General features: G+C 77.1%; 12 protein-coding genes. 6 read left to right on the forward strand and 6 right to left on the reverse strand.

Annotation, left to right across the window (positions count from 1 at the left end; translation table 11 throughout):
• Nucleotides 1–94 precede the first annotated feature (94 nt).
• The 4 genes from AB0K43_RS18690 to AB0K43_RS18705 all read right to left on the reverse strand — a co-directional run bounded on the left by AB0K43_RS18690 (nucleotide 95) and on the right by AB0K43_RS18705 (nucleotide 3,412).
• Nucleotides 95–994 carry an NAD-dependent epimerase/dehydratase family protein gene (locus AB0K43_RS18690; RefSeq protein WP_363641008.1) on the reverse strand — a complete coding sequence of 300 codons (900 nt, stop codon included), beginning with the start codon at nucleotides 992–994 and terminating at the stop codon, nucleotides 95–97.
• 74 nt (nucleotides 995–1,068) lie between these two features.
• Nucleotides 1,069–1,641 (reverse strand): HutD family protein, encoded by a 573-nt coding sequence (locus tag AB0K43_RS18695; RefSeq protein ID WP_363641010.1) that lies wholly within the window; start codon nucleotides 1,639–1,641, stop codon nucleotides 1,069–1,071.
• A gap of 129 nt (nucleotides 1,642–1,770) precedes the next feature.
• Nucleotides 1,771–1,977: a cold-shock protein gene (locus AB0K43_RS18700; protein ID WP_363641012.1), complete on the reverse strand. Its 207-nt coding sequence runs from the start codon at nucleotides 1,975–1,977 to the stop codon at nucleotides 1,771–1,773.
• A 115-nt stretch (nucleotides 1,978–2,092) separates the two neighbouring features.
• Nucleotides 2,093–3,412, reverse strand: coding sequence for an MFS transporter (locus AB0K43_RS18705; RefSeq protein WP_363641014.1), 1,320 nt, complete (start codon nucleotides 3,410–3,412; stop codon nucleotides 2,093–2,095).
• 17 nt (nucleotides 3,413–3,429) lie between these two features.
• On the opposite strand from AB0K43_RS18705, the gene AB0K43_RS18710 reads away from it, so the two are divergent.
• Nucleotides 3,430–4,683: an ROK family protein gene (locus tag AB0K43_RS18710; protein ID WP_363641016.1), complete on the forward strand. Its 1,254-nt coding sequence runs from the start codon at nucleotides 3,430–3,432 to the stop codon at nucleotides 4,681–4,683.
• 50 nt (nucleotides 4,684–4,733) lie between these two features.
• On the forward strand, nucleotides 4,734–5,159 hold the full coding sequence (locus AB0K43_RS18715) for a VOC family protein (RefSeq protein ID WP_363641018.1): 426 nt from the start codon (nucleotides 4,734–4,736) through the stop codon (nucleotides 5,157–5,159).
• A gap of 251 nt (nucleotides 5,160–5,410) precedes the next feature.
• Here AB0K43_RS18715 and AB0K43_RS18720 read toward each other — a convergent pair whose 3' ends face one another.
• Nucleotides 5,411–6,004 carry a TetR family transcriptional regulator gene (locus AB0K43_RS18720; protein ID WP_363641193.1) on the reverse strand — a complete coding sequence of 198 codons (594 nt, stop codon included), beginning with the start codon at nucleotides 6,002–6,004 and terminating at the stop codon, nucleotides 5,411–5,413.
• A 97-nt stretch (nucleotides 6,005–6,101) separates the two neighbouring features.
• On the opposite strand from AB0K43_RS18720, the gene AB0K43_RS18725 reads away from it, so the two are divergent.
• The 4 genes from AB0K43_RS18725 to AB0K43_RS18740 all read left to right on the forward strand — a co-directional run bounded on the left by AB0K43_RS18725 (nucleotide 6,102) and on the right by AB0K43_RS18740 (nucleotide 10,687).
• Nucleotides 6,102–7,676, forward strand: a complete 1,575-nt coding sequence (locus AB0K43_RS18725; protein WP_363641020.1) for an MFS transporter — start codon at nucleotides 6,102–6,104, stop codon at nucleotides 7,674–7,676.
• A 64-nt stretch (nucleotides 7,677–7,740) separates the two neighbouring features.
• Nucleotides 7,741–8,607, forward strand: coding sequence for a PhzF family phenazine biosynthesis isomerase (locus AB0K43_RS18730; RefSeq protein ID WP_363641022.1), 867 nt, complete (start codon nucleotides 7,741–7,743; stop codon nucleotides 8,605–8,607).
• 221 nt (nucleotides 8,608–8,828) lie between these two features.
• Nucleotides 8,829–10,019 carry a histidine kinase gene (locus tag AB0K43_RS18735; RefSeq protein WP_363641024.1) on the forward strand — a complete coding sequence of 397 codons (1,191 nt, stop codon included), beginning with the start codon at nucleotides 8,829–8,831 and terminating at the stop codon, nucleotides 10,017–10,019.
• On the forward strand, nucleotides 10,016–10,687 hold the full coding sequence (locus tag AB0K43_RS18740) for a response regulator transcription factor (protein ID WP_363641026.1): 672 nt from the start codon (nucleotides 10,016–10,018) through the stop codon (nucleotides 10,685–10,687). The genes AB0K43_RS18735 and AB0K43_RS18740 overlap by 4 nt, the downstream gene beginning before the upstream one ends.
• Here AB0K43_RS18740 and AB0K43_RS18745 read toward each other — a convergent pair.
• Entirely contained in the window at nucleotides 10,648–11,223 is a 576-nt protein-coding gene (locus AB0K43_RS18745; RefSeq protein WP_363641028.1) for a hypothetical protein, read from the reverse strand. The two genes, AB0K43_RS18740 and AB0K43_RS18745, sit on opposite strands and share 40 nt — an antisense overlap.
• Nucleotides 11,224–11,428 lie beyond the last annotated feature (205 nt).

The raw sequence follows: 11,428 nt of genomic DNA on the forward strand, positions 1-11,428 counted from the left end.
GTGCGGCGGTGCCGTGCCGGGTGCGGGGCTGCGAGCTTGCCCGTCGGTGGTGCGGTGCCGCGGCCTGCCCCGATCATAGGTGCCCGACGATCCGTCAGGAGGCGGCGTGCCAGGCGTCCTTGACCATCTGGTCCAGGTCGGAGCGGTCCGGCCGCCAGCCGAGCTCGCGGTGGATCAGTGCGGTGTCCGCGACCAGCCGCGGCGCCTCCGGCTGGGCCGGCCGGTGCTCCACCGGCACCCGGCGGCCGGTCACCCGCTCGACGGCCGCGATGATCTCCAGCATGCTGGCCGGCGTCGCCCCGACGTTGTACGTCCGGCCGGCCGGGGCCGCCTCCAGCGCCAGCAGGTACGCCAAGGCCACGTCCTCGACGTGCACGAAGTCCCGCACCACGCTGCCGTCCCCGTTCAGCTCCAGCCGCGGGTACCGCCCGGCGGCCACGGCCAGCGCCTTGGGGATGATCCGGGCCTCGTCCACGTCCCCCGTGCCGGCCGCGTTGAAGCAGCGCAGCACCACGGCGCTCGGGCCGCCCGCCGCGGCGCGCTCCCGCAGCAGCTCCTCGGCGGCGAGCTTGGACGCGCCGTACGGGTTCCCGGGAGCGGGTTCGGCCCGCTCGTCGATCGGCTGCCGCGCCGGCGCCCCGTACACCGCCGCCGTCGAGCCGAACACCACCCGCGGCCGGCCGGGCCGCGCGGCCAGCGCGTCCAGCAGGGCGGCCATCCCGCCGTGGTTGACCTCCCAGTGCGCCTCGGGCCGCCCGAGCGACTCCCGGCTGCGGGTCAGCGCGGCCAGGTGGCAGACCCCGTCTACGCCGGTGAGGGCCGGCTCCAGTGCCGCCCGGTCCCGGATGTCGCCGGTCCAGACCCGGTCGACCGGCAGCGCCGCCGCACCGTGCGCGCGCCGGCCGAACGCCCACACCTGGTGGCCCGCGGCGGCCAGCTGCCGCACCACGGCTCCTCCGACGAACCCGAACGCCCCGGTCACCAGCACCCGCACGTCTTGACCCTCCTCCCACGGCCGGCACCGGCCGGCAGCATCCCGAGACGGACCGGTGCCCCCGGCCCGGGGGTTCAGCCCAGCCGGCGGAGCGTCACCAGGGCAGCCACGCCGTCCACCCGGAGCTGCTCCTCGCCGCCCTCGGGCAGCAGCGCCGCGTCGAAGCGCTCCAGCCGCAGGTCGGCGCCGCCCAGCGCGGCGCTGCCGGCCAGGCAGACCAGCAGCAGCTCGGCCCCCTCGGGGACGCGCAGCGCGCGCCGGACGTCGCCGGCCTCGATGTCGACCTCGGCCGCGGCCCGGCCCCGGCGGGTCATCACGTTGAAGTCGACCACCGGGCCGTCCAACAGCCGGCAGCCGGTCTCGGCCTCGCCCGGGAAGGCGAACGGCCGGAACGCCTCGGCCAGCCGGTTCTCGGTGCCGTCCACCGTCAACGCCATGCCGGCGCCCTGCACCACGGTGATCACCCGGTCGACGCCCTCGAACCGGGAGAACGGGCCGCCCTGCGCGACGTCCGCGAGGCTCACCCGCCAGGCGAAGTCGGTCAGCCCCGAGCCGGCCGGGGCACCGGCCACCTCCCTGGTCACACCGCCGCCGTTCAGCCAGCGGGTGGCCGCCCGCCCGTTCGCCCGCAGTACCTCGATCGCCATCTGCCCGGTCCGTCCCTGCTCGTGGTCCCCGGTCGCATCCTGCCACGCCGGGCCCGCCCGCCGGTCCGTGCCCCGGAACGCGGACGTCCCGCCCCGCGTGCTGCGGGACGGGACGCCGGGGGCCGGGTGTCAGCCGATCGGGACGACCCGCTCGGCCTGCGGCCCCTTCGGGCCCTGGGTGACGTCGTACTCCACCCGGTTGCCCTCCTCGAGTGCCTTGAAGCCGGAGGTCTGGATGGCCGAGAAGTGGACGAACACGTCCGGGCCGCCGTCGTCCTGCTGGATGAAACCGAACCCCTTGTCGGCGTTGAACCACTTCACGGTGCCAGTAGCCATCGGTACGCATTTCTCCTTCGCTGCCACCGCGTGTGCTCCGCACACGCGCCCGTCGCAGCCCACTGCTGCCGGGACCGGGCGAAACCATCCTCCCCGGGAGGGGGCGTTCCGGCCGTCAGGCTGCCGGTGTGTCGCGGAGCGTGTCCGCACCCTCACGGGCGGTGCCGCGACGGCGGCCGCCGACGGCCAGCGCGAGCAGCCCGGCCACCACCGAGGTGGCCGCCACCGTCAGCAGGGCGGTCGGCAGGCTGCTGGCGTCGGCCAGGAAGCCGATCACCGGCGGGCCGATCAGCATGCCGGCGTAGCCGAGCGTGGAGGCGGTGGCCACGCCCTGCGGGCCGCCGGCCGCCCCGGCCTCGGCGATGGCGAGCGGGAAGAGGTTGGCCAGGCCCAGGCCGACCAGTACGAACCCGCCGAGCACCGCCGGCACCGACGGGACGGGCGCGGCCACCAGCATGCCGACGCCCGCCGTCAGCCCGCCGAGCAGCATCAGCCGGCGCTGGCCCAGCCTGACGGACAGCCAGGTGCCGCTGATCCGCCCGGCGGTCATCGCCAGCGCGTAGGTGGCGTAGCCGGCCGCCGCGAGCCCGGCGCCGGCGTGCACGTCGTCGGTCAGGTGCAAGGTCGCCCAGTCGGCCAGCGCGCCCTCGCCGTACGCGGTGCACAGTGCCGTCAGGCCGAGCAGCAGGACCAGCAGCCGGGCGTGCCGGGAGGTGGCGCCGCCGGCGGGGCGGGGCCGCGGCGAGGTGGTCGGCGCCGGCCCGCCGCCCGGGGCGCGCAGCAGGACGGCGCCCGCGGCGGCGCTCACGGCCAGGCCCAGCAGCCCGCCGAGGGCCAGCGCCCAGGCGGCGCTGAGGGTGCCGGCCAGCAGCCCGCCGACCGCCGCGCCGACCAGCCCGCCGAGGCTGTACCCGGCGTGGAAGCTCGGCATCACGGGCCGGCGCAGCTGCGCCACCAGCTCGACGGCGGCGCTGTTCATGGCGACGTTGGCCGCGCCGTAGCCCGCGCCGAAGAGCAGCAGGACGGCGCCGAGGGTGCCGACCGAGTGGGTGTGCGCGGGCAACGGCACGGCGAGCGCCAGCAGGGTGAGCGAGGCGACGGTCACCGGCCGGCTGCCGTACCGGACGCAGAGCCGGCCGACGACCGGCATGGTGGCCACCGCCCCGGCCGAGACGCACAGCAGGGCCAGACCCAGCGCGCTGTGCGAGGCGGCGACCTGGGCCCGGACGTCCGGGATCCGGACCACCCAGGCGGCGAACAGGAAGCCGTCGACGGCGAAGAAGGCGGTGAGCGCGAGCCGGGCGGCGGACCAGGTGGGCGCCGACGCCGGGGCGGCGGGGGCTGTGCTGTCCGGGGCGGCGCAGGCCTCGGGGGTGCCGCCGATCGGGTGGTCGTGGGTGCGGGACGGGACGGTGGTTTTGTTTATTGGCGGCACAAAGTCAGAATAGGGGAGTGCAGCACTCACCGACAAGCCCACCCCCCGCGCCCGAGCCCCGGCGCCGCCCCGTCCCGGACCGCGGCCGCACCCTGCTCGGCCCGGCGCTGCGCCTGGTCCACACCGGACAGGCGCCCACCCGCTCGGCGCTCACCGGCCACCTGGAGGTGACCCGGGCCACCGCGGGCGCCGTCAGTGCCGAGCTGGAGGCGCTCGGGCTGATCACCATCGACTCCCGCCCGGCCGGCGGCGGCCGGGGCCGGCCCTCGCACCGGCTGGCCGTCGACCCGGACGGTCCGCTGGTGGTGGCCGCCCAGCTGCACGCCGACGGCGTGAGCGTCTCGCTGGCCGGGCTCGGCGGGCGGCTGCTCGACCCGGTCCACCTGCCGCTGCCCGCCGCCACCGACCCGGTGCGGCTGCTGCGCGCGGTCGCGCAGACCGGCGCCCGGCTCGCCGCCGAGAGCGAGCGGCGCTGCCTGGGCATCGCCCTCGCCCTGCCCAACCCGGTCACCGAGCCGGACGGTACGGCGCTCGCCGCGCTGCACTTCGCCTGGCCGAGCGGCACCCCGGTCGCCGACCTGTTCGCGGCCGAGGTGGCGCGGGCCGACTTCGGCCCGCGGGCCCGGCCGGGCCTGCTCAGTGCGGTCGCCAACGACGCCAACCTCGCCGCGCTGGCCGAGCACCGCCACGGCGCCGGGCGCGAGGCCCGCCACCTGCTGCTGGTCACCTCCGGCCACCGGGGCGTCGGCGGCGCCCTGGTGATCGACGGTCGGTTGCACACCGGCAGCGCCGGACTCGCCCTGGAGGTCGGCCATCTGACGGTCGACCCGCAGGGCCGCCGGTGCGCCTGCGGCAACCGCGGCTGCCTCAACTCCGAGACCGACCCCGAGGCCCTGCTCGCGGCGGCCGGCCGCACCCCGGACCCGGCCCGGCCGGTGCTCGCCCAGGCCCGTGAGCTGGCCCGCTCGGCGGCGGTCAGCCCGACCGCCCGGGCCGCCGTCGAGCACGTGGTGGACCGGCTCGGGCTGGGACTGGCGGGGCTGGTGAACATCCTCAATCCGGACCGGATCGTGCTCAGCGGCCTCCATCTGGACCTGCTGGCCGGGGCCCCCGAGCGGCTCGCCGCCGTGGTCGCCGACCGCTGTCTGTGGGGCCGCAGCGGCCGGATGCCGATCGTCCCCGCGCAGGTCCGGCACGCCGGGCTGGTCGGCGCCGCCGAACTCGCCTGGGAGCCCTACCTGGACGACCCGCAGGCGGTGGCGGCGCCCTGACCGCCGCCCGCCCGGGCGGCGTACCCTCGGAGCGGCCGTGCGAGGGAGGCATGATGGCGTATCAGCTCGACCACGTGGTGCTCTGGGTGGAGGACCCGGTCCGGTCGGCCGAGTTCTACCGGGACGTGCTCGGGCTGGAGCCGCTGCGGCTGGCGGAGTACCGGCGGGGCGCGGCGCCGTTCGTCAGCGTCCGGATCACCCCGGCCACCATCGTGGACCTCACCCCGCGCCGCAGCGCCCCGGGCCTGGACGAGGCGCTCGGCGCGCCCGGCAGCGCCGGGCACCCGGTCAACCACCTCTGCCTGGCGATGAGCGCGCAGGAGTACGACGCGCTGCGCGGCCGGCTCGCCGCCGCCGGCCACCCGGTGGGCCCGGACCAGGCCGACCTGTACGGCGCCCGCGGCCTCGCCCCGCGCTCCTGCTACTTCGGCGACCCGGACGGCAACGTCATCGAGGCCCGGCACTACGGCGGGTAGCGCGCGGGCACAACCGCGGCCCGGCCGGCGCCGGGGGGCGAGGTCACGGGATCACCTCGACCGGGGCGGGGAGACCCCGGCGCTCCACGCGGCGGAGCCGGTCGGTGCGCTGCTCCCACGCCGTCCGGCGGTGGGGGTCGGGATCTGCTCTCTCGTGCCCGCCGGGACGGTTCGCGCTGCGCCGCGTCTCCCCGGTTCCCCCGCATCCCGGCGGGCCGTGCCGACGCAGGCCGGGCCGGGCTCCGCGCCCCTCAGCGCCGGGCCCGCAGGGCGTACCGCAGCGGTGGGGTGTAGCTGCGGACGATTTCATCAACCGGCAGCGAGGCGATCGGCTCCAGGCGCAGCACGCAGCGGGTGATGATCAGGCCGGCCATCATGGTGCAGAAGTCGCAGGCCCTCCGGTGGGCGTCCGGGCCGCCGATCCGGGCCGCCACCTTGTCGATCATCTCCCGCTCGATCACCTCCTTGACCAGCGCCGAGAGTGCCTGGTCCTGGGCGGCGCCGCCGAGCATGGCGCGCAGCGGGGCGGCCGTCCCCGGGTCGTCCCAGACGGTGAGCATGGCCCGCAGGGCGCGCTGGGGGAAGGTGGCCGGATCTCCCTCCAAGGTCCGCACCAGGATCTCGGCCGGGTTGGCGGCCAGGGCCAGGGCCGCGCCGAACAGGCCCTTCTTCGCGCCGAAGTGATAGCTGACCAGCGCGAGGTCCACGCCCGCCTCGGTGGCGATCGAGCGCAGCGTGACCGCGTGGTAGCCCTCGACCAGGAAGCGGCGGCGCGCGACCTCGAGGATCTGCGCCTTGGTGTCGGGGCTGCCGGCCCGCCGCCCCCGGCGCGGGGATTTATTCATCACGGTTGAAATGCTAATGGGGCCCTCGCCAACCTGGGGCCAGGACCGCCGGAGCCACCCGGTGGCAGCCACCAGGAAGCCAGGAAGAAGGCCCGCCATGCCCGCCGTCCAGCCGCCCGACCCCGCGACCGCCCCCGCGACCGCCCCCGACCGGGCGACCCGGCCCGGTGCCGTGCTCTTCGTCACCTGCCTCGCGCTGGCCGCCGTGGTCGCCGCGATGGCCTCGCTCAACGTCGCGCTGCCCGACCTGGGCCGGGAGACCCACGCCGACCAGACCCAGCTCTCCTGGATCATCGACGCCTACAGCCTGGTGTTCGCCGCACTGCTGCTGCCGGCCGGTGCGATCGGTGACCGCTTCGGCCGCCGCCGGGCGCTGCTGGCCGGGCTGGCGATCTTCGGCGGCGGGTCCGGCCTGGCCGCGCTGAGCACCGACCCGAACACCCTGATCGCGCTGCGCGGTGTGCTGGGCGTCGGCGCCGCCCTGGTGATGCCGGCCACCCTGTCGACCATCACCAGCACCTTCCCGCGCGCCCGGCGGACCAAGGCCGTCAGCGTCTGGGCGGCGGTGGCCGGCGCCAGCGCGGTGGTGGGTCTGCTGGCCTCCGGCACGCTGCTGGAGCTGTGGTCCTGGCGGTCGGTGTTCCTGCTGAACGTGCTGCTCGCCCTGGTCGCGCTGGTCGGCGCCCTGCTGGTGGTCCCGGAGTCGGCCGAGCCCGGCGCCCCGCGGCTCGACCTCGGCGGCGCCCTGCTGGTGGCGGCCGGTCTGGCCGTGCTGGTGCACTCGGTGATCGAGGCACCGGTCCGCGGCTGGGGCGCCCCCGCCACCCTCGGCGGCATCGGGCTCGGCCTGGCCGTGCTGGCCGGCTTCGTCGGCTGGGAGCTGAGGCAGCGCCACCCGCTGCTGGACCCGAGGCTGTTCCGCAACCGCCGCTTCGCGGCCGGGTCGATCTCGATCCTGCTCCAGTTCTTCGCCTTCTTCGGCTTCATCTTCGTGGTGATGCAGTACCTCCAACTGGTCCGGGGCGACAACGCGCTGGTCGCCGCCGTGAGCGTGCTGCCGATGGCGGCCGCGATGGTCCCGGTCTCCCGCCTCACCCCGCGGCTGGCCGACCGGTTCGGCACCCGGGCGCCCTGGGTGCTGGGGCTGCTGCTGATCGCCACCGCGTTCACCCTGCTCGCCGGGCTGGACGGCGCGAGCCCGTACTGGCTGATCGCCGCCGGGCTGCTGCCGCTCGGTGCCGGGATGGGGCTGGCCATGACCCCGGCCACCACCGCCGTCACCGACGCCCTGCCGCGCGCCCTGCAGAACGTCGGCTCGGCCGTCAACGACCTCTCCCGGGAGCTCGGCGGCGCCCTCGGCATCGCCGTGCTCGGCAGCCTCCTCAGCGCCACCTACCGCAGCCACCTCGACCTGACCGGGGTGCCCGCCGGACTCGCCGACCGGGCCCGCTCCTCGCTGGCGGCCGCGGCCAACGCCCCCGCACCGGTGGCCGAGCACGCCCGGGCCGCCTTCGTGGACGGCATGCACCTGGCCCTGCTGGGCGGTGCGGGCGTCACCCTGCTCGCGGCGGTCGTGGTGGCGCTGCTGCTGCGGCGCCCCGGCCACCCGGCCGAGGCCGGCCCGGCCGCCGACCCCCGGGCGGCGGCGCAGCCGGTGCGGGCGCTGCGCTGACCGGCGCCGACCGGTCCGGACGGCGTGCGGGAATCCCGTGCGCCGCCCCGGCGTTGGCGCGGCCATGAACGACTCTTCCGCCGCCTCCGCGGTCCTGCGCTACGCCGCCTTCACCGCCGACCCGAACGGCGGCAACCCGGCCGGGGTGGTGCTGGACGCCACCGGGCTGGACGGGGCCTCCCAGCTCGCCGTCGCCGCCGACCTCGGGTACTCCGAGACCGCCTTCCTGACCCCGGCCGCCGGCGGTGACCGGCACTTCGCGGTGCGGTACTTCAGCCCCAAGGCGGAGGTGCCGTTCTGCGGGCACGCCACGGTGGCCGCCGCCGTCGCGCTCGGGGAGCGGATCGGCGCCGGGGAGCTGCTCTTCGAGACCAAGGCAGGCCCGGTGCCGGTGCTGGTCGAGGCGGGCCCCGGTGAGGTCCTGACGGCTACGCTCACCAGCGTCGAGCCGCACACCGAGGCCGTGGCGCCCGAGCAGCTGGCCGAGGCGCTGGCCGCGCTCCGCTGGCAGGAGAGCGAGCTCGACCCGGCGCTCCCGCCGCGGATCGCCTACGCCGGCGCCCGCCACCTGGTCCTGGCGGCGGCCACCCGGGCCCGGCTGGCCGACCTGTCGTACGCCTTCGACCGGCTGGCCGCGCTGATGACGGAACTCGACCTGACCACCCTCCAGCTGGTGCACCGGGAGTCCGAGCGGGTCTTCCACGTGCGCAACCCGTTCCCGGTCGGTGGCGTGGTCGAGGACCCGGCCACCGGCGCGGCCGCGGCGGCCTTCGGCGCCTACCTGCGCGAGCTGGACGGCCTGGAGAGCGCGGACCTCACCCTCCACCAGGGCGAGGACCTCGGCCGCCCCGGCCTGCTGCGGGTCCGCCTGCGCCCCGGCGACCCCCGGGTGCGGGTCAGCGGCACGGCGGTGGCGATCCCGCTCGGCTAGGGCTTGCCCGGCCGATCGGGTCGGAGCATCTCCTCGGCCCCGGGCGTGCCCGGCCGTACCCGTACGGATCCGGGCGGCGGCACCTCCCGGCCTTCGGCCGGGGAAGCGGCAGGGTGGCGCCGGTCCCGCCCGCCCGGCCGTCCGCGTACTACGGGGGGAGTAGCCGCGCCCACCCCGTCAGGCTGACGACCGGCGGGCGGCGGCCCGGCTAGCCTCACCGCATGAGCGATCCGCAGCCGCCCTGGCAGCCTCCCTGGGTACGCGCCGCCAAGGCGGGCCGGCCGGTGGCGCTCGCCGTGCTGGTCGCCGTGGCGCAGGTGGCCGGCACCGTCGCCGCCGCGCGCCACCAGCCGCTGCGTGCCCCGCTGGACGCCTTCGGCTACCTGTTGCTGCTGCTCGGCCCCGCGCTGCTGGTGCTGCGCCGGCGCCACCCGGTGGCCGTCGCCGTGGCCACCACCCTGGTGGCCCTGGGGTACATCGTCGCCGGGTACCCGTACGGCCCGGTCTTCCTCAGCCTGGTGGTGGCCTACTGCGTGGCCGTCCAGCTCGGCCACCGCCGGGTGGTCTGGGTCTGCGCCGCCGCCTTCTACGGCGCCCACCTGCTGCTCGGCCACGTGCTGCCGGGCGGCTGGCTGCGCGCGCCCGCGGGCGCGCCCAACGGCTGGCAGGAACTGGGCGTCGCCGCCTGGCTGCTGCTGGTCCTGGCCGGCGCCGAGATCCTGCGCTTCCGGCGGGAGCGGATGGCCGCCGTCCGGGAGGCCGCCGCCGAGGCCGAGCGCCGCCGGGTCGACGAGGAACGCCTGCGGATGGCCCGTGAGTTGCACGACATCCTCGCGCACAGCATCTCGCTGATCCACCTCCAGGCCGGGGTCGCGCTGGAGCTGATGGACAGTCGCCCGGAGCAGGCCCGCAGCGCCCTGGTGACCATCAAGGGCGCGAGCAAGGCCGCGCTCGGCGAGGTCCGCCAGGTGCTCGGCACCCTGCGCGGCCCGGCCGGCGCCGCCCCGCGCAGCCCGGCCCCCGGCCTGGACCGGCTCGGCGAGCTGGTCGACCAGGCCGCCCGCGCCGGGCTCGGCGTGAGCGTGCGGACCACCGGCACCGTCCGCGAGGCCCCGGTCGGCCTCGGCCTGGCCGCGTTCCGGATCGTGCAGGAGGCGCTGACCAACATCCTGCGCCACTCCGCCGCCCGCACCGCCGAGGTCACGCTCGGCTGGCAGCCGGACGGCCTGCGGGTCCGGATCGAGGACCCGGGCCCGGCCGGCGGCGGCGAGGCCGGCGGCTCCGGCACCGGCCTGGTCGGCATGCGCGAGCGCGCCGCCGCGCTCGGCGGCACCCTGGCGTCCGGGCCGGCCGGTGCCGGCTTCCGGGTCGAGGCCTGGCTGCCCACCCCGGACCAGGGGCGGGCGCGGTGATCCGGGTCCTGCTGGCGGACGACCAGCTGCTCGTCCGGGCCGGTTTCCGGGCCCTGCTGGAGGCCCAGCGCGACCTCGCCGTGGTGGGCGAGGCCGACGACGGTGAGCAGGCCCTGCGGCTCGCCGCCGAACTGCGCCCCGACGTCGTCCTGATGGACATCCGGATGCCCCGCCTCGACGGTCTGGAGGCCACCCGGCGGATCGGCCTCGACCCGGCGCTGACCGGCGTCCGGGTGGTCGTCCTGACCACCTTCGAGCTCGACGAGTACGTCTTCGAGGCGCTGCGGGCCGGCGCCGCCGGCTTCCTGGTCAAGGACACCGAACCGGCCGACCTGGTACGGGCCGTGCGGGTCGCCGCCGCGGGGGACGCGCTGCTCTCGCCCGGCGTCACCCGACGCCTGATCGGCGAGTTCGCCACCCGCTCCAAGCAGCCCGCGGATCCCGCCGACGCGGGCCTGGACGTCCTGACGGACCGCGAGCGTGAGGTGCTCGCCCTGGTCGGCCTCGGCCTGTCGAACGAGGACATCGCCCGCCGCCTGGTGGTCAGCCCGCTCACCGCCAAGACGCATGTCAGCCGGGCGATGGTGAAGCTCGGCGCCCGCGACCGGGCCCAACTGGTGGTGCTCGCCTACGAGTCCGGGCTGGTCCGGCCGGGGTGGCTGGGGTAGCCCGCCGCCCGGCCCTGCTCCCGCTCGGCGCGCGCGATCCGCTCGACCCGGGCCCGCTCGGTGGCCGCCCGGACCGAACGCCGGCCCTCGCGGAGCTGCGCCCGGATGCTGCCGGCCATCCGGGCGACGGTGTCGGGGGAGGCGCGCCGGCCTTCGGTCTCGTCCTGGCCGGTCAGGTCGAACTCGGTCCGGCTCGGGCGGCACCAGGTGCAGTTCGCCTCCTCGTCCAGCAGCCAGCCGTCCTCGCACCGGTCGGAGACCTCGCAGTCCGGCGCGGCCACCAGCATCTCGGCGATCTCGTCCGCCCGCGCGAGCAGGACCGGCCCGGTCAGATGCGCGTAGCGCTGGTACCAGCGCCGCTCGATCCGCTCGCGCAACTGCTCCGCGCTGCGCATCGAGAGCTGCCGCGCGACGATGCTGCGGGCCGAGTGCGGGACCCCGCCGCGCTGCTCCAGGGCAGCCCGCAGCGGCCCGGGGTAGTGCCGGGTGACCCAGTCGGTGGGGTTCGATCCTGGGCCGATGTAGGGAACGGTCATCGAGTGCCTCCGGGTGGTACCGCCGACGGCGGGAGGCCGGTGCGCACCCGGCCGGTGGTTGCTCCCGCCGGTGGCCGACCCGCGCTGCCGTGCCCGCGATCCTAGCCGAACCGGCCGCTGCTCCGAGGGCCCGCGCCCGGGCCCCGGGGTACTCCGCGCGGAGTACCCCGGGAGCCGCTGCCGGGAGGACGCGCGGGGGCCGCCC

The sequence above is a fragment of the Kitasatospora sp. NPDC049258 genome (assembly GCF_040678895.1).
Taxonomy (GTDB): Bacteria; Actinomycetota; Actinomycetes; order Streptomycetales; family Streptomycetaceae; genus Kitasatospora.